Here is a 22,647-nt window from a genome sequence, read left to right on the forward strand (position 1 = left end):
TCCCCTTCAGGTCATCCTTCCCGCCCGGCGGCGTCGCCGGGGGAACCTCTGCAGAAAGGTCAATGCTGACATGCACGACATCAATCTCGGGCTCTACTTCGTGTCAGAGCTCGTCGGGACGGCGATGCTGCTCCTGCTCGGCGGCGGCGTCGTCGCCAACGTCATTCTCGCCAAGTCGAAGGGCTTCGGCGGCGGCACCCTGATGATCAACTGGGGCTGGGGCCTGGCGGTGTTCGCGGGTGTGCTGGTCTCGTCCTACTCCGGCGCGCAGCTGAACCCCGCCGTGTCGATCGCGCTGCTGATCGCCGGAAAGATCGGCGTCGCGCAGTTCTTCGTGGCCATCGCCGCGCAGCTGGTGGGTGCGTTCGTCGGTGCGGTGCTCTGCTGGCTCGCCTACAAGCAGCACTTCGACGAGGAGCCCGACGCGGCCACCAAGCTCGGCGTCTTCTCCACCGGTCCCGCCATCCGCTCCTACGGCTGGAACCTGGTGACCGAGGTCATCGGCACCTTCGTGCTCGTGTTCGTCATCTTCGCGTTCGCCGATTACGGTGACGTCCAGATCGGCACCCCGGGCGCCCTCGGCCCGCTCACCGCCGTCCCCGTCGCCCTCCTCGTGGTCGGCATCGGCGCCTCGCTCGGTGGGCCGACCGGCTACGCGATCAACCCGGCCCGTGACCTCGGCCCCCGCATCGCGCACGCGATCCTGCCGATCAAGGGCAAGGGCTCCAGTGACTGGTCGTACGCGTGGGTCCCCGTCGTCGGCCCGCTGCTCGGTGGCACGATCGCCGCGCTCGCCGCACCGGCGCTGCTGCACCTCGCGCACCTCTGATCCGTTCCCGATCCTCAACACAGACACCTAGACAAGGACGTCCACTCATGAGTGACTACATCATCGCCCTCGATCAGGGCACCACCTCCAGCCGCGCGATCGTCTTCGACAAGAAGGGCTCGATCATCTCCGTCGGCCAGAAGGAGCACGAGCAGATCATGCCGCGCGCCGGCTGGGTCGAGCACGACCCGATCGAGATCCGCGACAACATGCGCGAGGTCATCGGCATCGCGCTCGGTCGTGCAAACCTGACGCGGCACGACATCGCCGCGGTCGGCATCACCAACCAGCGTGAGACCGCCGTCGTGTGGGACAAGAACACCGGCATCCCGGTGTACAACGCGATCGTCTGGCAGGACACGCGCACCCAGCCCATCGTCGACCGGCTCGCGGGCGACGTGGGAGTCGAGCGCTACAAGGACATCGTGGGCCTGCCGCTGGCGACGTACTTCTCGGGCACGAAGATCGTCTGGATCCTCGAGAACGTGGAGGGGGCGCGCGAGAAGGCCGAAGCCGGTGACCTGATCTTCGGCACGACCGACACCTGGGTGCTCTGGAACCTGACCGGCGGACCCGACGGCGGCGTGCACGCGACCGACGTCACGAACGCGTCCCGGACGCTCTTCATGGACCTGAAGACGCTCGAGTGGCGCGACGACATCCTCGCCGACTTCGGTGTGCCGCGCTCGATGATGCCCGAGATCCGCTCCTCCAGCGAGGTCTACGGCGAGGCGCGCGACACCTCGCTCCTGCGCGAGACCCCGGTGGCCGGTATCCTCGGCGACCAGCAGGCGGCGACCTTCGGCCAGGCGGCGTTCGATGCCGGCGAGAGCAAGAACACCTACGGCACCGGCAACTTCCTGATCTTCCAGACCGGAACCGAGATCGTGAAGAGCGAGAACGGCCTGCTCACGACGGTCGGCTACAAGCTGGGCGACGGACCGGCGCACTACGCACTGGAGGGATCGATCGCCGTCACCGGGTCGCTCATCCAGTGGCTGCGCGACCAGCTCGGCATCATCTCCTCCGCCCCCGAGGTGGAGGAGCTGGCCACGAAGGTCGACGACAACGGCGGCGTGTACTTCGTGCCTGCCTTCTCGGGCCTGTTCGCGCCGTACTGGCGTCCCGACGCCCGTGGCGCGATCGTCGGTCTCACCCGCTTCGCGAACCGCAACCACATCGCCCGTGCCGCGCTGGAGGCCACGGCCTTCCAGACGCGCGAGGTGCTGGATGCCGTCAACGCGGACTCGGGCGTCGACCTCACGGAGCTGAAGGTCGACGGCGGCATGATCGCCAACGACACGCTCATGCAGTTCCAGGCCGACATCCTGGGCGTTCCGGTGGTGCGGCCGGTCGTCGCCGAGACGACCGCGCTGGGCGCGGCGTACGCGGCCGGACTCGCGGTCGGCTTCTGGAACGACCTCGACGAGCTGCGGGCCAACTGGCAGGAGGACAAGCGCTGGACGCCGAACGACGATGTCGCCGAGCGTGAGCGCCAGCTGCGCCTCTGGAAGAAGGCCGTCACCAAGTCGATGGACTGGGTCGACGCCGACGTGAACTGATCTCGCCTCCGCGCGACACCCGGATCGGGGTCGCATACGGTCGCCTCTCGCGAGAAATGACGGCCGTATGCGACCCCGATTCCGTTCGGCGGGGCGGGGGTCAGGTCGCGTTCCAGAGGTCGCGGTAGAACCGCATGCGCTCGGCATCCGCCGCGACGCCGTAGGCCTGCAGGAGGGCGCCCTCCCAGCCCGGTCCGTAGTTCCACTCGGTGCTCATCGCGGCGACCGCGATGTCGGCCCAGCGGTCGGCGACGCCGAGTGCGCCGAGGTCGACGTGGGCGCTGAAGCGACCGTCGTCGTCGAGCAGCGTGTTCGGGCAGCACGCGTCACCGTGGCAGACGACGAGTCGATCGACCGAGGGCGCTGCCGCCCGCTGCAGGGGGAGCCGGATGCCGCGCCGCTTCGCCGCCCTGACACGAGCCGGCACCGACCAATCGAACGGGCAGTCTCGCACGGGCAACGCGTCGTGGAGTGCGCGCAGCCCTGCTCCGACGGCGGCCACCGCCGTCGCAGGGTCGGCGAGCCAGTGCGGATCGACGGCGGACCGCGCCGGGATCGCCCGCGTCACCATCCACTCGTTCCGGTCGTCGGCGCCGTGGACCAGCACGTGCGGCACCGGCGTGTACGCGCCCGCCCAGGCCAGCCGCGCCGCTTCGCCGGCCATCGTCGTCTCCGCGTTGCGCGGCCCGTGCTTGATGTAGCGACCGTCGTCGGTGCGGAAGGTGACTCCGCCGATCGCGTTGCGCCAGACCGGCGTGAGGAGGGCGCCTCCCGCGAGCCGGCTCAGGGAGGGGGGAACCTCGATGTCGTCGCCGGGGATGCTCACGGCATCCATCCTGCCTCTCGCGCCCGTGGCGGCGTCCATGGTGAGATGAAGTGTGCCCACCTCCGTCGCCCGCCGTGTCGGCGCGCTCACCGCTCTCGACGACACCGATGGGCCGGCTGTGGCTCTCGGGGATGCCGCGGCTCGCCACGTTCGTCTGCGTCCCGACGGCCTTCAACCCGCCCTCGGCGACGCGCCCGCGGGCTTCGTGCCCTGGGCGCAGGTGCGTGCGCTGGTCGCCGACGTGCCGACGACGTGGTGGCCGCATCCTGCCCTCGGCGACACCCTCGTTCCGCTGATCGAGGGCATCTTCGGCGGCTCGTCGGGGGATATCGCCGAGACGCCGACCTTTCCCGTCCGGGTCACGACCGACGACGGTGCGGTCCTGGAGTGGCGTGCGACGGCGCATTACCTCTCGGGATATCGGCGGCGGGATGCCGCGCTGGCGGCGCGTCTCGTCGGTCACATGGTCGCCGTTGCGGACTCGCGTGCGCTGCTCGCACGTCCCGACGACCTGCTGTCGCGACTGGGGGAGATCCTCGGCCCGCGCTGAGATGGCATGGTGAGACGTAGTACCGCGTATGCTGGCACTCAGTAGCACGATCCGTCGCTGAGCGACGGGACCGGCCCGGACTTCGAAGGAGAATCCATGGACATCGCCGGCGCATCCGCGCTCGTCACCGGCGGGGCCAGCGGCCTCGGCCTCGCCACCGCCCGACGGCTCGCCGATGCGGGCGCCCACGTCGTGATCGTCGATCTCGCCTCCTCGGCCGGCGCCGACCGCGCCGCGCAGCTCGGCGGCACCTTCGCGGCGGCCGACGTCACCGACCCGGCCCAGATCGCCGCGGCCGTCGAGGCCGCCGCGGCACGGGGACCGCTGCGGGTCGTGGTCAACTGCGCGGGCATCGCCCCGCCCGCCAAGGTGCTCGAGCGCGACGGGTCGCCGAGCGACCTCGCCCACTTCGAGCGCATCATCCGCGTCAACCTCATCGGCACGTACAACGTCATCGCGCAGGCCTCCGCCGCCATCGCGAAGACGGAGCCCGCCGACGGCGGCGACCGCGGCGTCATCGTCAACACCGCGTCGGTCGCGGCGTTCGACGGTCAGATCGGTCAACCCGCCTACTCCGCGAGCAAAGGCGGTGTGCACGCGATGACGCTGCCGATCGCCCGCGAGCTGGCGCGCTACGGCATCCGCGTGGTCACGATCGCCCCCGGGATCATGGAGACGCCGATGCTCGCCGGCCTGCCCGAAGCCGCGCAGGAGAGCCTCGGGCAGCAGGTGCCCTACCCGGCCCGGCTCGGCAGGCCCGACGAGTACGCGAGTCTGGTCGCCGAGATCGTCCGCAACGGCTATCTCAACGGTGAGACGATCCGTCTCGACGGCGCCATCCGGATGGCGCCGAAGTGACCGCCTCGATCATCCACACCCGTGACGGCGCGCTCGCGCGGCTCACGTTCAACCGGCCCGCGTCGCTGAACGCCATGGGCTTCGAGATGGGCACGCTCTGGCGCGACCTCGCCCACGAGATCACCGCGGATCCGACGGTCGGCGCGATCGTGCTGGATGCCGCGGGCCCCGCCTTCTGCGCCGGCGGCGACGTCGTAGAGATGGCGTCCTCCGGCTCGGGCGGCGAAGACATCACGGCCATGGCCCACATCATCCACGACGGCATCCGCACGTTCGTCGAGTCCGCCATCCCGATCGTCGCGGCGGTGCAGGGCGCCGTCGCCGGCGGCGGCCTCGGGCTCATGCTCACCGCCGACTACGTCGTCGCCGGACCGCGCGCGCGGTTCGTCAGCAAGTACGCCAACATCGGGCTGACTCCCGACCTCGGCGTCTCGACGCTTCTTCCCGCGGCCATCGGGCAGACGCGTGCGCTGCGGATGCTGCTCGACGACGTCACGATCGATGCCCCCACGGCGCTGGAGTGGGGTCTCATCACCGAGATCGCCGACGATCCGGGGGCTCGCGCCGCGGAGCTCGCCCGGTTCTGGCTGGGCGGCGCGACGGCCGCGTTCGGGCAGGCCAAGCGCCTCGTGCGCGCCGGCGCGCGGCGCGCCTTCGCCGACAACCTCGACGACGAAGCCCGCACGATCGGCGCCAGCTTCGACACTCCACAGGCGAAGGCCCGTGTCGCCGCGTTCGCCGCGGCATCCACCTCTCCGACCTCTGACAAGGAACGCGCATGACCCTCGCCGGAAAGACCATCCTCATGTCCGGCGGCAGCCGTGGCATCGGCCTCGCCATCGCGCTGCGGGCCGCGCGCGACGGCGCCAACATCGCCCTCATGGCCAAGACCGACACGCCGCACCCCAAGCTCGACGGCACCGTGCACAGCGCCGCGGCCGAGATCGAGGCGGCCGGTGGGCGGGCACTGCCGATCGTCGGCGACGTGCGCAACGACGATGACATCACCGCGGCGGTGCTGAAGACCCACGGCGAGTTCGGGGGCATCGACATCGTCGTGAACAACGCCTCGGTGATCGATCTGTCGGGCTCGCTCGAGCTCGCCGCGAAGAACTACGACCTCATGCAGGACGTCAACGTCCGCGGCACGTTCATGCTCAGCCGTGCGGCCGTGCCGATCCTGAAGGATGCCGAGAACCCGCACATCCTGTCGCTGTCGCCGCCGCTGAACATCACGCCGCGCTGGCTGGGTGCCCACACCGGCTACACCCTCGCCAAGTACGGGATGACGATGGCGACACTCGGGATGGCGGCGGAGTTCGCGGAGCACGGCATCGCCGCCAACACCCTGTGGCCCGAGACGACGATCGCCACGGCCGCCGTGCAGTTCGCCCTCGGCGGCGACCGGATGATGAAGGTCAGCCGCACCCCCGAGGTCTACGCCGACGCGGCGTACGAAGTGCTCACGCGTCCGGCGCGCGAGTACACCGGTCAGACACTCATCGTCGAGCAGGTGCTGCGCGATGCCGGGGTGACGGACTTCTCCCGCTACGCGGCGACACCGGGCACGCCCGACCACGAGCTGTTCCCCGACATCTTCCTCTGAGCCCTGCGTTTCGACTCGTCGCTGCGCTCCTCGCTCAACGACCGGAGGTGTCACTCCCGGTCGTCGAGCGAGCGGAGCGCGTCGAGACGCGGTGTCAGATCAGGCCGAGGCGCGTCAGGGCGTTGCTGACGCCGTCCTCCAGCACACCGGTGGTGACCATGTCGGTCATCGCCTGCAGTTCGGGATCGGCACCGCCCATCGCGACGGCGGTGCCCACGACCTGGAACATCTCGACGTCGTTCCAGCTGTCGCCGATACCGATGGCGTCGGCGGCATCCATCCCGAGCACCGCGAGCACCTCGGTGATCGCCGCGCCCTTGTTGACCCCCTGCTGGCAGATCTCGCCGTTCGAGCCGCCGGGCAGCGGGATGGAACCGGGGATCACATGGAACTGCGGTCCCAGCTCGTCGGCGGCGCGGGTGAGCGTGTCGCTGGCCGTGCTGAGGAAGGTGGCCTTGACCACGGCATCCAGGTCGACCTCGTCGAGCGGACGGTAGTGGTTGAGGAGGGCGACGTCCTCCGAGGCGTCGGCCGCCGCGCGTTCGTCGACCGGGGGATGGGTCCGCACGAAGCGGCGGGCGTGCTCGAGCACGCCGGGGCTGACGTAGACCGTGCCGTCGGTCTGCAGAAAGTAGTGCGCCCCGTGCTCCTCGAAATAGGCGATCATCCGGTCGACGAGGGGGCGCGGCATGAGGTGCGCGACGATCTGCTCGTCGCCGCGGACGGCGAAGGCGCCGCCGTTGGTGATGGCGCCGTCGACGGGGATGGCGCGAACCTTCGGGTTGATGTCGCCGGCCGCGCGACCCGTGCACAGGTACACCAGGTGACCGTTCGCGCGTGCGGCGGCGATGGCGACCGGCGTCGAGGCCGACATCTGGGCCCCGTGTTCGAGGATCGTCCCGTCGATGTCGATGAAGATGATGCGGCGGCGGGACGGGGTTATCGACGAGGAGCTCACGGCATCCATTCTCCCCGGTACGGCTGAACTCCCGGTGTCGCGGTGGTCACCGGACCGAACGTCAGTGCTTCGGCCCGGTGATGAGCAGGATGCCGCCGAGCCCGATCATCATTCCGCCGCCGGTCGCGGTCAGCCGCTCGATGCGCTTCGGCGAGCGCGCGAACCACGTTCGTGCCGCGGCGGCGGCGAGCACCCACATCGAGTCGGACACGACGGCGAGCACCGCGAACACCAGGCCGAGCTCCAGGAGCTGCAGCGGCACCGCGCCCGCCTTCAGATCGACGAACTGCGGCAGCACCGCGACGAAGAAGGCCAGCGTCTTCGGGTTGGTGACGCCCACGACGAAGCCCTGCCAGAGCTGACGGGCGTGCCCGCGCGGCAGCCCGGTCAGATCGGGCGCCGCTGCCGCGCTCTTGCGGTGGCGGATCGCCTGGATGCCGAGGGCGACGAGGTACAGCGAGCCGATGACCTTGAGGATCGTGAACAGGACGATCGACTGCGCCACGAGCGCGCCGACCCCGACCGCGACGAGGGCGACGATCGGGATGAGCGCCAGGCTCACGCCGGCGACGCTCAGCAGCCCGCCCGTGCGGCCGAGCGCGAGGGTGCGACCGACCGAGAACAGCACCGCCGGGCCGGGGATCAGGATCAGCACGAGCGCCGTCAGCGCGAAAGCCAGCAGGTTCTCCCAGGGCACCATGGCGCCAGTTTAGGGCTGCGTACCGCCCCTCCCGCGGCGAGCGGCTACGGTGGCACCGATGACTTCCCCCACAGACCTGCGCACCGCTGTCCGCGACCGTCCTCTCGTGCTCGACGGCGGTCTCGGTACGCTGCTCGAAGCGCGCGGCAACGATCTGAGCGGCCGTATGTGGTCGGCACGGTTGCTGCGCGACGATCCCGATGAGGTCCGCGCCGCCCATGCCGAGTTCGTGGACGCCGGCGCCGACGTGCTGGTCACCTCCTCGTACCAGCTCGCGTACGGCGTCGGGCTGGATGACGACGAGGTGGACGAGCTGCTGCGTCGCAGCGTCGTGCTCGCGCGCGAGGCGGGCGAGGCGTTCGTCGCGGCATCCGTCGGCCCCTTCGGCGCCGTCCGCGCGGACGGCAGCGAGTACACGGGCGCCTACGACGTCGACGTCGACGTGCTCCGCGCCTTCCACCGGCGTCGGCTCGCGGTGCTGGCGGATGCCGGGGTCGACGCCCTGGCCATCGAGACGATCCCGAGCCGGCTCGAAGTGCAGGCGCTCGCCGCCGAGCTCGACCGTCTCGGCCGCCCCGATCTGCCGGTCTGGATCAGCCTGTCCGCAGCCAGCAGCGGCTTCGCGGGTGCGGATCTGGCCGCGGCCCTCGCCGACGCGGCCTCGGCGCCGGGCGTCGTCGCGGTGGGGGTCAACTGCTGCCCGCCCGACGCGGTGGCACCCGCCCTCGCCGCGGTGCCGCCGGGTGTGGTCGGCATCGCCTACCCGAACTCCGGCGAGCATTGGGATGCCGCCGCCCGCGTCTGGAGGGGCGAGGGCGGCGTGCCGACGGCGCTGGCGAGTGCGTGGATCGCGGCCGGCGCCCGGCTCGTCGGCGGCTGCTGCCGCACGACTCCGGCGCACATCGCGGCGCTGGCGGCCTCGATGCGCTGACGGCGCGACGGCGGCGTGCGGCGTGCGGCGTGCGGCGTGCGGGTCAGATCAGGCCGTTGCGGACGAACGCGAGGTAGAGGCCGTCCTCGTCGATCGCGGCGGTGACCTGATCGGCCAGCTCCTTCACGCCGTCGACCGCATTGCCCATCGCGACCGCGGTGCCGACCGCGGCGAACATCTCGACGTCATTCCAGTTGTCGCCGATGCCGACCGCGTCGCGTGCGTCGAGGTCGAGTTCGGTGAGCAGCGAGCGGATCGCGGCTCCCTTGTGCACGCCGCGCGGAGCGATCTCGCCCGAGGCGGCGAAGGCCACCGGGATGGTGCCCCCGACGACCTCGAAGTCGTCCGCCAGCTCGGCCAGAGCCCGCGCCGCGGCATCCTCGTCATCGGTCACGAACACGAGCTTCGCGAGGAGCGCCTCATCGATCTCGTGCGGCTCGTGGAAGACCTTGCCCGGAAGGCCGGCGGCACCGAACCTCTCGGCGAACAGCGCGGACAGCTCCGCCGAACCGAACAGTTGGTCGTACGACTGGAAGTAGCCGTGCAGATCGTTCTCGACCAGGTAGCGCTGCAGCCGCGCGACCTCGTCGGGAGTGAAGAGGGTGGCCGAGACGATCCGCCCACCGAGGCTGGCGAACGCGCCGCCGTTGGTCACGGCGCCGTCGAAGCCGATGTCCATCAGCTCGCCGTGCAGCTCGGCCGTGCCGCGCCCCGTGCTCAGGAACACCAGGTGTCCCCGAGCACGGGCGGCGCGGATCGCCTCCACCGCTGAGAGCGGGATGTGGCGCCCTGCCTGCATGATCGTCCCGTCGACATCGAGGAAGATCGCGCGGGTCATACGGTCAGCGCACCGCCGTTCGTGCGGATCACGTCGGCGTACCAGTGGAAGGACTTCTTCTTGTAGCGATCGAGGGTGCCCGACCCGTCGTCGTTGCGGTCGACGTAGATGAAGCCGTATCGCTTGCTGAGCTGGGCGGTGGATGCCGAGACCAGGTCGATGCATCCCCAGGAGGTGTAGCCCAGCACGTTCACGCCGTCGGCGATCGCCTCCCCGACCTGCACGAGGTGGTCGTTCAGGTACGCGATGCGGTAGCCGTCGACGACCGTCTTCACGCCGTCGATCTCGACGAGCTCGTCCTTCGCGCCCAGACCGTTCTCCACGATGAACAGCGGCTTCTGCCACCGGTCCCAGAACTGGTTCAGCACCAGGCGCAGCCCGACCGGGTCGATCTGCCATCCCCACTCGCTCGCCTCGAGCGTCGGGTTCGGCACGCCGCCCATGATGTTGCCCTCGCCCGTGACCTTCTTCGCGGGGTCGGCCGTCGCGGCCACGGACATGTAGTAGCTGAACGAGACGAAGTCGACCGTGTTCTGCAGGTCTTCGCGATCCTGGTCGGTGATCTCGAGCTCGATGCCCTTCTCGCGAAGAGTCCGCAGGAAGTAACCCGGGTAGGCGCCGCGCGTGTGCACGTCGCCGTAGACCAGGTTCGAGTGGTCGAAGTCCATGACCGCCAGCGCGTCGGCGGGCGACGGCGTCAGCGGGTAGACCGGCATCGACAGGACCATGCAGCCGATCTGGGCGTTCGGGGCGACCTCCCGCGCGATGCGGGTGGCGCGCGCCGAGGCGACCAGCTCGTGGTGCATCGCCTGATAGAGCGTCTGCTCGCTGAGCTCGCTCTTCGGCGTGTTGATGCCGCCAGACATGAACGGTGCGTGCAGCAGCGAGTTGATCTCGTTGAAGGTCAGCCAGTACTTCACGCGGGAGCCGAAGCGCTCGAAGAGCGTGCGGGCGTAGCGCTCGTAGAAGCCGATGAGCCGCCGGTCCGTCCATCCGTCGTACGTCTCGGCGAGATGCAGCGGCGTCTCGTAGTGCGAGATCGTGACGAGCGGCTCGATGCCGTGCTTGTCGAGCTCGTCGAGAAGGCGGTCGTAGAACGCCAGCCCCTCCTCGTTGGGCTCCGTCTCGTCGCCCTTCGGGAAGATGCGGCTCCACGCGATCGAGAACCGGTAGGTCGTGAAGCCCATCTCCGCGAACAGTGCGATGTCCTCGGCGTAGCGGTGGTAGTGGTCGATGCCGACCAGCTTCAGGTTGTCCTCGGTGGGGACCGCGGTGCGCGGGCCGACGATGCCGTGGGGCATGACGTCCTGGACCGACAGTCCCTTGCCGCCCTCGTTGTAGGCGCCCTCCAGCTGGTTGGCGGCGGTGGCGCCTCCCCAGAGGAAGCCCTCGGGGAAGGGGGATGTGGTGGTGCTCATGATGATTCTCCTTGCGTGTCCGGTGTCACTTCGCGGCGGTGACGGAGTCGACCGACACGGCGGTGAACAGGGGCTCACCGTGGGCGATCGGGCCGGACGCGGCATCCGTGATGGCGGGGTACAGGTCGGGGTTGGTCACGATGACAGGCGTCGTCAGGTCGTATCCGGCCTTCTCTATGGCGTCACTGTCGAACTCGACGAGCAGGTCGCCCGCGGCCACCTGCTGTCCGGTGGTCACCTTCACGGAGAAGTGGGCGCCGCCCAGCTTGACGGTGTCCAGGCCGATGTGGATCAGGACTTCGGTGCCGTCGGCGTGACGCAACCCGAACGCGTGACCGGTGGGGAAGGCGGCCACGACCGTGCCGGCGAACGGCGCGTACACGGCTCCGGAGCGCGGCTGGATCGCCACGCCCTGGCCCAGGGCGCCGTCGGCGAAGGCCGCGTCGGCCACCTCGTTCAGCGGGATGACGGTGCCGTCGACGGGAGCCAGCACCGTGACATCGTTCGCGGCGACCGGGGTGGGGGTGGCCGTCGCGACGGTGTCATCGGCGGGCTCCTTGAAGCCGACGATCACGACGAGCAGGAACGGGAGCACGATCGCGGCGAGCAGGCCCAGGCCCAGCATCACCATGTTGCCGTTGCCGAGCAGGGCGGTCAGCGCGAGGCCGGAGGGGACGACGAACGCCTTGGAGAAGACGCCGCCGAGAGCGATGATCGCGCCGCCCAGGGCGCCGCCGACGACGCCGAAGGCGAACGGGCGCTTGAGGGGCAGGTTGATGCCGTAGATCGCGGGCTCGGTGATGCCGGCGAGGAAGCCGGAGAGTGTCGCGGGAGCCGCGAGCGACTTGAGGTTCTTGTTCTTCGCGCGCACCCAGACACCGGCGACGGCACCCGCCTGGGCCAGCACGGCGGCGAACACCGGGCCGATCAGCAGGATCTGACCGGTCGTCTGGAACTCCACCTGGAAGACCGGGACGAGACCCCAGTGCAGACCGAAGATGACGAACACCTGCCACAGGCCGCCCATGATCGCGCCGCCCGCCCACGGGGCGACCTCCCACACCCAGCTGACCGCGTTGCCGACGCCGCGCGAGAGCAGGTCGGAGATCGGACCGACCACGACGAACACGAGCGGTACGGCGACGAGCACGACGATCATCGGAGTGACGAAACGGCGGATCGCGGCGGGGAGCTTTGCGTAGAGGAACTTCTCGGCGTGACTCTGCAGCCACACGACGATGATGATCGGGATGACGCTGGAGACGTAGCTGACCATCGTGAACGGGATGCCGAAGAACGTGAGGTCGGGGGCGCCGTTGAGTGCGACGATCGTCGGATAGACGAGGGCGCCGGCGATGGCCAGCGACGTCCACTCGTTCGCCTTGAAGTAGCGCGCCGCGGTGATCGACAGGACCATCGGCAGGAAGTTGATGAACGCGTCGGACAGCGCGAACAGCACGACGTAGGTCGAGGAGGCGGGGTCGATCCAGCCGAAGGTGGCGGCCGCCGACAGGAACGCCTTGAGCAGGCCGGTGCCCGCCAGGGTCCATAGCGCCGGGGTGAAGATGGCCGAGATCATCGAGATGAAGCGGTTGAAGAGGTTGCCCTTCGGGCCTTCGGCCGGGGCGCTGTCCTGGCCGCCGCCGACGCGGGAGATCTTGCCGATCTCCGCGAACACCTCGGGCACGTCGTTGCCGATGACCACCTGGTACTGGCCGCCGGCCTGGGCGACCGTGATGACGCCCGGAACCGCCTTGACGGCCCCGGCATCCGCCTTGCTCTCGTCCTTGAGGACGAAGCGCAGACGCGTCGCACAGTGCACGAGTGAGGTGACGTTGTCTTCGCCGCCGACGCCGGCGAGGACGCCGGCCGCGGTCTTTGCGTAATCCGCCATCGGATTCGCCTTTCCTTGTGTGTGAAGGGATGCCGGGCACCTGTGCCCGGGCAACAAAAAAACCTGGACTCGGGGAATGCCGAAGCATTCGGTGAGTCCAGGTTTCGCCCGCTTGCGCGGTAACGATCCAGGGATCTGCGATCAAGTTACCACAGGGTCGGTTTCTGTGCCAGGGGTGACCTGTGCGCGGAGGCGTTCGACATGGACGATGAGATACAGCAGCTCTTCGTCGGTCAGATCCGACCCGGTCGCGCCGCGCACGTACGCCTTCACGTGCTCGGCGATCTCGTGCGAACGGGGGTAGCTGTGCTTGGCGAACTCGAAGAACGAGGTGTCGCCGCTGGCCAGCATCGTGCGACTCACGAGACGCTGCAGCAGGAACTGCACATGCAGGATGAAGCGGGCGTAGTCGGGACCTTCGACGTCGAGGCGCACGCCGAGGGACTGCTCGACGACCTCCACGACGTGCTGCACCCGGCGAAACAACAGCGCGGCCGTGCCGTTCGGCTCGTCGCGCGTCGCGTTCAGCAGGTGCATCGTGAGGAAGACGGCCTCTTCGGCGGGCAGCTCCCGGTCGAGGCTCGTGGCGATGGAGGTGGCCATGTGCTCGGCGGTCGCAAACTCCTGCGGGTGCAGCACGCGCAGTTCGGGCATGGATGCCGTCGTGATCCGCATCCCCTTGTCGAGGCGCTCGATCACGTAGGCGACGTGGTCGATGACGGCGATCGTGAAGCGCCGCCCGAGGTCGCGCCCGAGCCGGCGCTCCGCCTCGTCGACCGCCCGGGTTGCCGCTTCGATGATCGGATACGGCACGTCGGCCAGCAGTCGTCGCTCTCGCTCGCCGTCGGCGCCGTTGTCGAGGATGAACGTCTTCTCGACCTTGGCCGGATCGAGCACATCATCGGGCTTCAGCCCGAACGCGAGGCCCCGTCCCATCAGCACGCGCTCGCGCCCGGACTCGTCGATGGCGATGACGACGTTGTTGTTGAGCACCTTGTGCACCGGGACGGCGTGCGTCGAAGGGGTGCGCCGAGCGGATGCCGCGGCGTCGGGGGTGCTCATGCTGAGAAGTCTAGAAGTCGCGCGACGGACCGCTCCGTCGATTTCGTCGTTGTAAAGGTTTCATTACGTACTGAAAGTTCGAAAGATTTAACCCCTACTGTGTGGGTATCTCGCCGGTCCTGCTCCTCGCCGGTGAGGCGCAGCACCTCACCCGTCCCGCAACCCGCAATGAGGAAACCATGAAGAAGAGGCTCTTGGCCGCGGCGGCCACGGTGGTCGCCGCCGCCCTCGCCCTGTCCGCGTGCAGTGCGACATCATCAGATTCCGGCGCCGCTCAGAAGACGGAGATCCGCGTCGCCTCCACCGATCCGCAGCTGATCATCCCCGGGCGGCAGTCCGTCGCCTACGACGTCAACATGGCGGTGTGGTCGCCGCTGGCGTTTTTGAACTCCGACGGTTCGCTCGATTACGTGCAGGCCGAGTCGATCGCGTCGCCCGACGCGACGACGTGGACCGTGAAGCTTCACGACGGCTGGACCTTCCAGGACGGCACGCCGGTGACCGCGCAGAGCTACGTCGACTCGTGGAACGCGGTCGCGTACGGTCCGAACGCGTTCGAGAACTCGGGTCAGTTGGCCAACATCGCCGGCTACGCCGACCTCAACCCGAAGTCCGGGACGCCGACCACCGACAAGATGTCGGGGCTGAAGGTCGTCGACACCGACACCTTCACCGTCACCCTCATCGGACCCGACAGTCAGTTCCCCCTCCAGGTGACGCAGGCGCAGACCGCGATGTACCCCATGCCTGCATCCGCGTTCACGGACTTCACGGCCTACAACAAGCACCCCATCGGCAACGGTCCGTTCCAGTTCGCGCAGGACTACGTCGAGAACGAGCCGATCGTGCTCGACACCTACCCCGGCTACAAGGGCGACAAGCCCACGATCGACCGCATCACGTTCGTCCCCTACACCGACAGCGAGACCGCGTACACCGACGTCCTGGCAGGCAACCTCGACGTCGCCGGCGTCCCGGCATCCAAGCTCACCCAGGCCTCGACCGACTTCGGCAAGCGCCTCTACTCGTTCGCCGCGCCCGGCATCTCCTTCCTGGGCCTGCCGCTGTGGAACGCCGCCTACCAGGACGTGCGGGTTCGTCAAGCCATCTCGATGGCGATCGATCGCCAGGCGATCATCGACGTCATCTACGGCGGCACCTACGACCCCGCGACGGCGTGGACGCCCGCGATCGAGCCCGGGACTCCGACCGGCATCTGCGGTCAGTACTGCACGTTCGATCCCACGGCGGCCAAGGCGCTTCTCGCTCAGGCCGGCGGATTCACCGGCCCCATGGAGATCTACTACCCCGGCGGCGGCGGGCTCGACCCGCTCTACCAGGCGATCGCGAACCAGCTGCGCCAGAACCTGGGCATCGATGCGACGGCCAAGCCCAGCGCCGACTGGGCCGAGTTCCTGCAGAACCGCAACGACCAGAACATCACCGGTCCGTTCTTCTCACGCTGGGGAGCCCTCTACCCCAGCCAGCAGGCGACGCTGCGCGTCTTCTTCATCAAGGGTGGCGGCTGCAACAACTGCATCCCGTGGTACAGCGACGAGGTGGCTTCGGCCATGACGGCAGCCGACGCCGACCTGTCGACGGACGGATCCGCTTACGCCTCGGTGCAGCAGATCATCCAGAAGAACTTCCCGGCGGTGCCGCTGTTCTTCGAGAAGTACTCGTACGTCACCTCCCCGCGAGTCGCCGAACTCGTGACATCCCCGGTAGGCAACCCCACCTACCGTTCGATCGTCCTCTCGAAGTGACGATCAGGGTGCGGAGCGTCCACCCCCCCCCGGACGCTCCGCACCCACCCTTCGACCGCGCCGACCGCGCAGGAGTGCCCGTCATGCCCTTCCCCTCCCTCGCAGAGCTCGATGCCGGCGATGTCCCCGCCGACGGCTTTCCGACCGTCGAGGAGCTGCATGTCGATCTGATGGAGCTGTGCCGCGCACACCCCGACCGCATCACGGCATCCGTCATCGGGCACTCCCGCCTCGGTGAGCCGATCGACCTCTTCACCGTTGCGGGCGGGGCGCGCACCGTGGTCGTGGCGGGAGGCGTGCATCCCAACGAGCCGATCGGCTTTCGCACGATCCAGCACCTCGCACGACTGCTGATCTCTCAGCCGGACGCCTACGGGTTCGATGCGACCTGGCATCTGGTGGCCTGCATCGACCCCGACGGCACTCGCCTGAACGAGCAGTGGTTTCCCGCGCCGCTGCGCCGCGACGACTACTACCGGGGCTTCTATCGCCCGGCGCCGGACGAGCAGGTCGAATGGTCGTTCCCGTTCTCGCACCGCGGCTTCGGCTTCGACGCGCCGATCCCCGAGACCTCCGCACTCATGGAGTTGTTCGACCGGGTCGCCCCGGACGTCTTCGTCGGCTTGCACAACGGTGAGTTCGGCGGGGTGTACTTCTACACCAACGAGCGCGACGGCGCCCTCGCCGGCGAGCTCAGCACGATCCCGGCACAGTTCGGACTCCCGCTCGATGTCGGCGAGCCGGAGATGCCCGACCTCGACGTGCTCGCCGATGCCGTGTTCCGGGCGCCGCTCACGCGTGAGCAGATCGATCGACGCATCGCGCGGGGGCTCGACGACGGCCCGCAGGCGGGCGGCGCGGGCACGGCGGACTACCTCGAGCGCTTCGGCACGACGACGATGATCGCCGAACTTCCCTACTGGGTGCATCCGGACGCGGCCGACCTCACCGACGCAGGCGTCTCCTACCGGGAGGTGATCGCGGCGAAGGCGGCGGCGCTGGACGAGTTGCACGAGCTGATGGGCGGCATCCTCCACGCCGTGCGCGGCGCCCTGACGATCGACTCCCCGTTCCGGCGCGCGAGCGCGGCGTTTGCCGTCGGCATGGGCGCCGTCGCCGCCGCCGAACGCGCGCGGATCGCCTCCGCCGAGACAGACCGCCCCGCCACCGTCGCCGAGGTGTTCGGCAACACGGAGGCGGTGCGCACGTTCCGGTTGCGCTTCGCCGGCATCCTCCGGCGCGCCCTGGATGCCGAGGTGCACGCCGGGACCGCCGCGCCCGTCGTACGCACCGCGCTCGCCGAGCTGACCGCTCGCTGGGAGGAGTGGCTCGCAGCGGACCCCCACGCCGGGCTCGCGCCGGTCCGGCTGAACGCTCTCGTCGGCGTGCAGCTGGCCGCCCTGTTCGCCACCGTCCGCCACCGTGTCGTGCGGAGCGTTGCATGAGTGCCGCGCGCCGCGTGGGCGGACGGCTTGTCGAGTTCGTGATCGTCGTGCTGGGGGTCACCTTCATCATCTATGCGACGGTGTGGGCGCTTCCCGGCGACCCGATCGCGGCCTTGGGCGGCGACCGGCCTCTGCCCGCGAACGTCGTCGCTCAGCTGCGCGCGCAGTTCCATCTCGACGAGCCGCTGTGGCAGCAATACCTGCGCTATCTCGGCGGATTGTTCACGGGGAATCTCGGGACGACCTTCAGCGGTGTGCCCGTCGCCGACCGCATGGCCTCACGGTGGCCCGTGACGATCACGCTCGCCCTGACCGCGTGGGTGATCGAGGTCGTCCTGGGCGTGGCGCTCGGGCTGGTGTCCGGGCTGCGCCGCGACAGCGCGATCGACCGCACGGTGCTGTTCGGCACCATCCTGGCCACCTCCATCCCCGTCTTCGTGGTCGCCGTCAGCGCACAGCTCATCTTCGGACTGCAGCTCGGATGGTTCCCGATCGCAGGGACGGATGCCGGGTGGCCGATGTCCTACCTGCTGCCCGCACTCGTCATCGCGCTCTTCGGGCTCGCCTCCATCACCCGCCTCATGCGCGGCAGCGTGGTCGACTCGATGGACTCCGACTTCGTCAGGACACTGCGAGCCAAGGGCATGCCGCGCCGACGCATCGTCGGCCTGCACGTCATGCGCAACTCCGTGGCGCCCGTGCTGACCTTCGTCGCGATCGACCTCGGCTTCCTCCTCGGCGGCGCCGTGGTCGTGGAGGGCATCTTCAACCTGCCCGGCATCGGCCAGCTCCTCTTCGGCGCCATCCGCACGCACGAGGGCCCGACGATCGTGGGTGTCGGCACGACGCTGATCCTCATCTTCCTCGTGCTGAACGTGTTCGTCGATCTGCTGAACGCGTTGCTTGACCCCCGGAGCCGTCATGACTGAGACCGCCGTCGTCGCCCTCGAGCACATCACCGTCAGCAGAGGCGTCTGGGCGAGCCTGCGCCACCGCGTGCTCTTCTGGCTGAGCGTCGCGATCCTCACCGTGCTCGCCGTCATCTCGCTGGCGCCGGAGGTGATCGGAGGGCTGTTCGGTCAGCCCGATCCGCGCGCCTGCAACCTGCGCGACAGTGCCCAGCCGCCGAGCGCCGCGCACGTCTTCGGGACCGATCTGCAGGGTTGCGACGTCTACGCCAACGTCGTCCACGGCACCCGGACCTCGCTGTTCATCGGTCTCGTCGCGACCGTGATCGCGCTGCTCATCGCCGTGGTCGTCGGCACGCTTGCGGCCTACTTCGGCGGCATCGCCAACACGGTGATCTCTCGCCTGACCGATGTCTTCCTCGGCTTTCCCTTCATCCTCGGGGCGATCATCGTGCTCAACAGCGTCGGGGAACGCACACCCCTGATCGTCGCGGTGGTGCTGGCCGTCTTCAGCTGGCCGACCCTGGCGCGCCTGGTGCGCACCTCGGTGCGGACGGTACGCCGGATGGATTACGTGAGCGCTGCCCGCGCCATGGGCATCTCGCACACCCGCACCCTCCTCACGCACGTGGTGCCCAACGCGCTCGGTCCGGTGCTGGCGATCACGGCGACGATGGTGGGGAGCATCATCGTGGCCGAATCCACCCTGACCTTCCTCGGCGTGGGACTGCGCGCGCCGTCGATCTCGTGGGGTCTGCAGATGGCGAACGCGCAGTCGTACTTCGGCACATCACCGCACATGCTGTTCTTCCCGGCCCTCTTCCTGAGCGTGACCGTGTTCGCGCTCATCACCCTCGGCGACATCCTCCGCGATGCGCTCGACCCGAAAGGACGCCGTCTGTGACCGCTTCCGTCCGTCCCACCGACACCGACTCCGGCGCCGCGGAGCGCCGACGGCGCGCCGTCGCGGATGCCGCGAGGTACGCGGCCCGCTGGTTCGGCTTCCTCGGCGCCCAACGGGAGGTCCCCGGCATCCAAGCCGCCATCCGCATCGACGGCGAGTTGGTCCTCGATTTCGCGTGGGGCGTCGCCGACGCCTCGACCGGTGAAGCCCTCACCGGTGAGCACCTGTTCCGCATCGCCTCGCACTCGAAGACCTTCACGGCGACCGCGGTGCTTCAACTCGCCGAACGCGGCGAGCTGCGCCTGGACGACGCCGTCGCCGCCTGGATCCCGGAACTCGCTGAGACGGAACTGGCCGCCGTGACCGTCCGCGAACTGCTCGCTCATCAGGGCGGGGTGGTGCGCGACGGCCGTGACGCCGACTACTGGCAACGCGGCGGCGCGTTTCCCGACCGTGCCCGACTCATCGAGATCTGTCGTGCGGAGGGGCGGGTGTACGCCCGCAACGAGTTCTTCAAGTACTCCAACATCGCCTACGGCCTGCTGGGGCTGGTGATCGAGGCGGCATCCGGCGTGGAGTACGACGAGTTCACGCGCACCGGCATCTGTGAGCCTCTGGGGCTCGTGCGTTCCGGTTCCGAGTGGCAGCAGGTGCGGCAGGACGAGTATGCGTCCGGTCACACGGCGCGCCTGGCCGATGGTGCGCGCCGCGTCATCCGGCACGTCGACACCCGGGCGCTCGCCGCGGCGACCGGGTGGTTCTCCACCGCGGCCGAGACGACCGCGTATCTCAGCGCGCATCGCATCGGCGACGATCGCCTCCTCTCCGATGACGGCAAACGGCAGGCGCAGCACGCGCACTCCCGCATCGATGTGGGGGGCATTCGACGCGACTACGGACTCGGGTTCGAGCTGCACACCCTCGACGGGCGCCGACTGGTCGGCCACAGCGGCGGGTACCCGGGGCACATCACCCGCACCTGGCTCGACCCCGACGACGGGATCGCCGTCAGCGTCTTCACGAACGCCATCGACGGTCCCGCCGACCTCCTCGCGACCGGGGCGATGGCGCTGATCCGTCTCGCGCTCTCCCACGCGGACGACGACGACCGTGCGGCGCTGCCGGAGGAGCGTTTCGCGAGCCTCTGGAGCGTTCTGGACGTCGCGCACCTCGGCGGCGCGACCTTCGCCCTGCATCCGGCGGCCGACGACCCCGCGCGGTCGGCGGAGCGCGTCGAGATCGACGACGACGGCACGCTGCACCTGCCTCGTCGAGACGGTTTCGGTGCCACGGGCGAGCCGGTCGAGGTGGCGCGGACAGCGGGTGGTGCGGTGGAATCGATCTCGTGGAGCGGCATGACCATGTGGCCTCACGCCGTGTTCACCGAGGCCATGGCACTCCCCGACCCGGGGACGGTTCTGGAGAGGATGTCGCTGTGAGCGAGGAGATCGATCGACAGGCGGAGCCGCTCAGCGAAGAGGCACGCACCTTCGTCGAGGACTTCGCGTTCTCGTGGGGCGCGGCGGGAAACCCGCGGATGGACGGGCGGGTGCTCGGCCTGCTTCTCATCGTCGACCGCCCGTTCCTGTCGTCGGCGCAGATCGCCGACATGCTGGGCGCGAGTGCCGGCGCCGTCTCGATGTCCACGCGGGCCCTCGTGAGCCTCGGCTTCTTGAAGCCGCACTCTCTGCCCGGTGACCGCAACCGCTACTTCCGGGTGGAGGAGGACGTCTGGGGCAGCTTCCTGGCGGGCGAGCGCGACTACGCGCGGCGCGTCACCTCCACCATCGAGTACGGTCTCGACATCCTTCCGGACGATGCCGCCGGCCCCCGCACCCGCCTGCAGAACGCGCGGCGCTACATGATCTGGCTGATGGGCTACCACCGCAAGATGCTGGCCGACTGGCAGGCCTATCGTGATGCCGACATCGACGAGGACGTCGCCCCGTGACCTTGTTGCTCGACGTCCGCGACCTCGCGGTCGACTTCACCACCGGGGGCGAGACGACCCCCGCCGTGCGCGGCGTATCGTTCACGCTCGCGCGCGGAGAGGTGCTCGCCCTCGTGGGTGAGTCCGGCTCGGGCAAGAGCGTCAGCGCGCTGGCGCTGGTCGGGCTGCTGCCGCGCAACGCGGTCGTCCACGGGCAGGCGCTCCTGGACGGCGACGACCTGCTCTCGATGCCGCCCGCACGTCGGGAGGCCGTCCGGGGCACGCGGATCGGCGTCGTCTTCCAGGATCCCGGCAGTGCCTTGGACCCCGTCTTCTCCGTCGGTGCGCAGATCGAGGAAATGCTCATCGTCCACCGTCCGCAGATGACGCGATCCGAGCGACGCGCCCGCGTGATCGAGCTCCTGGAGATGGTCGAGATCGCTGAGCCGCACAAGCGTGTCTCCAGCTATCCGCACCAGCTCTCCGGCGGACAGGCCCAGCGCGTCATGATCGCGATCGCGCTGGCGTGCGATCCGGAGATCCTCATCGCCGACGAGCCGACGACGGCCCTCGACGTCACCGTGCAGCGCGAGGTGCTGGACGTGCTCCGACGCCTGCGCGACAGGGTCGGTACGGCGATCATCATGATCACGCACGACATGGGGGTCGTGGCGGACATCGCCGATCGTGTCGTCGTGATGCGCGAGGGGATCGTCGAGGAGGCTGCGGGGGTGCACGCGCTGTTTTCGGCGCCCGCCGCCGATTACACGAAGCGGCTCCTCGCGGCGGTCCCCCGGCTGGGGGCGCCCGAACGCCCGGACCCGGCCGGCAGTGCGGTCGTCCTCGACGTCGACGCTCTGTCGGTCGTCTACGGACGGGGACGGCGCGCCGTGAACGCGGTGGACGACGTGTCGCTCCAGGTGCGAGAAGGTGAGATCGTCGCGCTCGCCGGCGAGTCGGGATCGGGCAAGTCCACCATCGGGCGCTGCGCCCTCGGGCTGACGCCCATCTCCTCCGGCACTGTGCGCGTCTCCGGTGTCGACCTCCGCGCCGTACGCGGACGCCGCGCCGTGGAGGTCAAGCGCCAGGTCGGCGTCGTCTTCCAGAACTCCACCGCGGCGCTGGATCCGCGGCGGACGGTCGGCGAGGCGATCGCCGAGCCGCTCCGCGTGCATCTGGGGCTGCGCGGCTCCGAGCGAGACGCGCGGGTCGGCGAGCTGCTGGATGCCGTGGGCCTGCCGGGCGCGTGGCGTCGTCGGTATCCGCATGAGCTGTCCGGCGGTCAGCGTCAGCGCGTCGCGATCGCACGATCGATCGCGTTGCGACCTCGTCTGCTGATCGCCGACGAGCCGACGAGCGCCCTGGACGTCTCGGTGCAGGCGACCGTGCTGGAGCTGCTGCGCGAGCTGCAGCGCGACCTCCGGTTCGCCTGCCTGTTCATCAGCCACGACCTCGCGGTCGTCGACGAGCTGTGCGATCGCATCGTGGTGCTGCAGCACGGACGCGTCGTCGAAGAGGGGCCGCGCACCCAGGTGCTGCGGGAGCCGCGACACCCCTACACGCGGGCCCTGATCGCCGCCGCGCCCGTGCCCGACCCCGTCGCGCAGGCGGAGCGTCGCAGCGCCTGACGTTTCGTTTCGATCTCGGCGCTTGACGCGTGCG

Annotated in this window: 21 protein-coding genes; 14 read left to right on the forward strand and 7 right to left on the reverse strand. The window is 69.4% G+C overall.

The annotated features are described in order from the left end of the window. Window positions 1–70 precede the first annotated feature (70 nt). Together DEU37_RS01195 and glpK are read left to right on the forward strand one after the other, a co-directional pair. Window positions 71–829: an MIP/aquaporin family protein gene (locus DEU37_RS01195; RefSeq protein ID WP_121188882.1), complete on the forward strand. Its 759-nt coding sequence runs from the start codon at window positions 71–73 to the stop codon at window positions 827–829. Between the two features lie 47 nt (window positions 830–876). Further along, the gene (gene glpK / locus DEU37_RS01200; protein WP_121188883.1) at window positions 877–2,391 is read left to right on the forward strand and encodes a glycerol kinase GlpK; all 1,515 of its coding nucleotides are present in this window, start codon (window positions 877–879) and stop codon (window positions 2,389–2,391) included. Window positions 2,392–2,491: 100 nt separating this feature from the next. Here glpK and DEU37_RS01205 read toward each other — a convergent pair whose 3' ends face one another. Further along, window positions 2,492–3,217 (reverse strand): aminoglycoside 3'-phosphotransferase, encoded by a 726-nt coding sequence (locus tag DEU37_RS01205; RefSeq protein WP_121189603.1) that lies wholly within the window; start codon window positions 3,215–3,217, stop codon window positions 2,492–2,494. 52 nt (window positions 3,218–3,269) lie between these two features. Here DEU37_RS01205 and DEU37_RS01210 point away from each other — a divergent pair, with 52 nt between their 5' ends. The 4 genes from DEU37_RS01210 to DEU37_RS01225 all read left to right on the forward strand — a co-directional run bounded on the left by DEU37_RS01210 (window position 3,270) and on the right by DEU37_RS01225 (window position 6,231). Next, entirely contained in the window at window positions 3,270–3,767 is a 498-nt protein-coding gene (locus tag DEU37_RS01210; RefSeq protein WP_121188884.1) for a hypothetical protein, read from the forward strand. Window positions 3,768–3,863: 96 nt separating this feature from the next. Then, a complete protein-coding gene (locus DEU37_RS01215; RefSeq protein WP_121188885.1) occupies window positions 3,864–4,625 on the forward strand; it encodes an SDR family NAD(P)-dependent oxidoreductase in 762 nt (253 codons plus the stop codon). Beyond that, the gene (locus DEU37_RS01220; RefSeq protein WP_121188886.1) at window positions 4,622–5,407 is read left to right on the forward strand and encodes an enoyl-CoA hydratase/isomerase family protein; all 786 of its coding nucleotides are present in this window, start codon (window positions 4,622–4,624) and stop codon (window positions 5,405–5,407) included. Before DEU37_RS01215 ends, DEU37_RS01220 begins: the two co-directional genes overlap by 4 nt. Continuing rightward, on the forward strand, window positions 5,404–6,231 hold the full coding sequence (locus DEU37_RS01225; protein WP_121188887.1) for an NAD(P)-dependent oxidoreductase: 828 nt from the start codon (window positions 5,404–5,406) through the stop codon (window positions 6,229–6,231). Before DEU37_RS01220 ends, DEU37_RS01225 begins: the two co-directional genes overlap by 4 nt. Before the next feature lie 94 nt (window positions 6,232–6,325). Here the strand turns inward: DEU37_RS01225 and DEU37_RS01230 are convergent, their stop codons facing one another. Continuing rightward, window positions 6,326–7,189 carry a Cof-type HAD-IIB family hydrolase gene (locus tag DEU37_RS01230; RefSeq protein WP_121188888.1) on the reverse strand — a complete coding sequence of 288 codons (864 nt, stop codon included), beginning with the start codon at window positions 7,187–7,189 and terminating at the stop codon, window positions 6,326–6,328. 61 nt (window positions 7,190–7,250) lie between these two features. Beyond that, window positions 7,251–7,889, reverse strand: a complete 639-nt coding sequence (locus tag DEU37_RS01235; RefSeq protein WP_121188889.1) for a LysE family translocator — start codon at window positions 7,887–7,889, stop codon at window positions 7,251–7,253. Between the two features lie 58 nt (window positions 7,890–7,947). Between DEU37_RS01235 and mmuM the strand changes: the two genes are divergently transcribed. Continuing rightward, window positions 7,948–8,820, forward strand: coding sequence for a homocysteine S-methyltransferase (gene mmuM, locus DEU37_RS01240; RefSeq protein ID WP_121188890.1), 873 nt, complete (start codon window positions 7,948–7,950; stop codon window positions 8,818–8,820). Between the two features lie 43 nt (window positions 8,821–8,863). Here the strand turns inward: mmuM and DEU37_RS01245 are convergent, their stop codons facing one another. From DEU37_RS01245 to DEU37_RS01260, 4 genes are all read right to left on the reverse strand, one after another. Next, window positions 8,864–9,658 (reverse strand): Cof-type HAD-IIB family hydrolase, encoded by a 795-nt coding sequence (locus DEU37_RS01245; RefSeq protein ID WP_121188891.1) that lies wholly within the window; start codon window positions 9,656–9,658, stop codon window positions 8,864–8,866. Next, a complete protein-coding gene (locus DEU37_RS01250; RefSeq protein WP_121188892.1) occupies window positions 9,655–11,076 on the reverse strand; it encodes a glycoside hydrolase family 1 protein in 1,422 nt (473 codons plus the stop codon). The genes DEU37_RS01245 and DEU37_RS01250 overlap by 4 nt, the downstream gene beginning before the upstream one ends. Before the next feature lie 25 nt (window positions 11,077–11,101). After that, complete coding sequence (locus tag DEU37_RS01255) at window positions 11,102–12,970, reverse strand: beta-glucoside-specific PTS transporter subunit IIABC (protein WP_121188893.1); 1,869 nt, start codon at window positions 12,968–12,970, stop codon at window positions 11,102–11,104. A 141-nt stretch (window positions 12,971–13,111) separates the two neighbouring features. Continuing rightward, complete coding sequence (locus DEU37_RS01260; RefSeq protein ID WP_121188894.1) at window positions 13,112–14,032, reverse strand: PRD domain-containing protein; 921 nt, start codon at window positions 14,030–14,032, stop codon at window positions 13,112–13,114. Window positions 14,033–14,211: 179 nt separating this feature from the next. On the opposite strand from DEU37_RS01260, the gene DEU37_RS01265 reads away from it, so the two are divergent. The 7 genes from DEU37_RS01265 (at window position 14,212) to DEU37_RS01295 (ending at window position 22,613) form a co-directional block, all read left to right on the forward strand. Beyond that, entirely contained in the window at window positions 14,212–15,798 is a 1,587-nt protein-coding gene (locus tag DEU37_RS01265) for an ABC transporter substrate-binding protein (protein WP_121189604.1), read from the forward strand. A gap of 83 nt (window positions 15,799–15,881) precedes the next feature. Next, entirely contained in the window at window positions 15,882–17,243 is a 1,362-nt protein-coding gene (locus DEU37_RS01270) for a M14 family zinc carboxypeptidase (RefSeq protein WP_121188895.1), read from the forward strand. After that, on the forward strand, window positions 17,240–18,172 hold the full coding sequence (locus DEU37_RS01275) for an ABC transporter permease (protein WP_121188896.1): 933 nt from the start codon (window positions 17,240–17,242) through the stop codon (window positions 18,170–18,172). The genes DEU37_RS01270 and DEU37_RS01275 overlap by 4 nt, the downstream gene beginning before the upstream one ends. Next, window positions 18,165–19,055 carry an ABC transporter permease gene (locus DEU37_RS01280; RefSeq protein ID WP_121188897.1) on the forward strand — a complete coding sequence of 297 codons (891 nt, stop codon included), beginning with the start codon at window positions 18,165–18,167 and terminating at the stop codon, window positions 19,053–19,055. The genes DEU37_RS01275 and DEU37_RS01280 overlap by 8 nt, the downstream gene beginning before the upstream one ends. Continuing rightward, window positions 19,052–20,494: a serine hydrolase gene (locus tag DEU37_RS01285; RefSeq protein WP_183043552.1), complete on the forward strand. Its 1,443-nt coding sequence runs from the start codon at window positions 19,052–19,054 to the stop codon at window positions 20,492–20,494. Before DEU37_RS01280 ends, DEU37_RS01285 begins: the two co-directional genes overlap by 4 nt. Continuing rightward, window positions 20,491–21,006 carry a GbsR/MarR family transcriptional regulator gene (locus DEU37_RS01290; protein ID WP_121188899.1) on the forward strand — a complete coding sequence of 172 codons (516 nt, stop codon included), beginning with the start codon at window positions 20,491–20,493 and terminating at the stop codon, window positions 21,004–21,006. Before DEU37_RS01285 ends, DEU37_RS01290 begins: the two co-directional genes overlap by 4 nt. After that, complete coding sequence (locus DEU37_RS01295) at window positions 21,003–22,613, forward strand: ABC transporter ATP-binding protein (protein ID WP_121188900.1); 1,611 nt, start codon at window positions 21,003–21,005, stop codon at window positions 22,611–22,613. Before DEU37_RS01290 ends, DEU37_RS01295 begins: the two co-directional genes overlap by 4 nt. The last annotated feature ends 34 nt before the right edge of the window (window positions 22,614–22,647 follow it).

This window comes from Microbacterium sp. AG790 (genome assembly GCF_003634765.1).
In the GTDB taxonomy this organism is placed as follows: domain Bacteria; phylum Actinomycetota; class Actinomycetes; order Actinomycetales; family Microbacteriaceae; genus Microbacterium.

Coding starts and splice junctions, on each gene's coding strand:
- DEU37_RS01195 (WP_121188882.1), top strand. CDS start 71: ATGCACGACATCAATCTCGGGCTCTACTTCGTGTCAGAGCTCGTCGGG.
- glpK (WP_121188883.1), top strand. CDS start 877: ATGAGTGACTACATCATCGCCCTCGATCAGGGCACCACCTCCAGCCGC.
- DEU37_RS01215 (WP_121188885.1), top strand. CDS start 3,864: ATGGACATCGCCGGCGCATCCGCGCTCGTCACCGGCGGGGCCAGCGGC.
- DEU37_RS01225 (WP_121188887.1), top strand. CDS start 5,404: ATGACCCTCGCCGGAAAGACCATCCTCATGTCCGGCGGCAGCCGTGGC.
- DEU37_RS01235 (WP_121188889.1), bottom strand. CDS start 7,889: ATGGTGCCCTGGGAGAACCTGCTGGCTTTCGCGCTGACGGCGCTCGTG.
- mmuM (WP_121188890.1), top strand. CDS start 7,948: ATGACTTCCCCCACAGACCTGCGCACCGCTGTCCGCGACCGTCCTCTC.
- DEU37_RS01245 (WP_121188891.1), bottom strand. CDS start 9,658: ATGACCCGCGCGATCTTCCTCGATGTCGACGGGACGATCATGCAGGCA.
- DEU37_RS01250 (WP_121188892.1), bottom strand. CDS start 11,076: ATGAGCACCACCACATCCCCCTTCCCCGAGGGCTTCCTCTGGGGAGGC.
- DEU37_RS01255 (WP_121188893.1), bottom strand. CDS start 12,970: ATGGCGGATTACGCAAAGACCGCGGCCGGCGTCCTCGCCGGCGTCGGC.
- DEU37_RS01260 (WP_121188894.1), bottom strand. CDS start 14,032: ATGAGCACCCCCGACGCCGCGGCATCCGCTCGGCGCACCCCTTCGACG.
- DEU37_RS01265 (WP_121189604.1), top strand. CDS start 14,212: ATGAAGAAGAGGCTCTTGGCCGCGGCGGCCACGGTGGTCGCCGCCGCC.
- DEU37_RS01270 (WP_121188895.1), top strand. CDS start 15,882: ATGCCCTTCCCCTCCCTCGCAGAGCTCGATGCCGGCGATGTCCCCGCC.
- DEU37_RS01275 (WP_121188896.1), top strand. CDS start 17,240: ATGAGTGCCGCGCGCCGCGTGGGCGGACGGCTTGTCGAGTTCGTGATC.
- DEU37_RS01280 (WP_121188897.1), top strand. CDS start 18,165: ATGACTGAGACCGCCGTCGTCGCCCTCGAGCACATCACCGTCAGCAGA.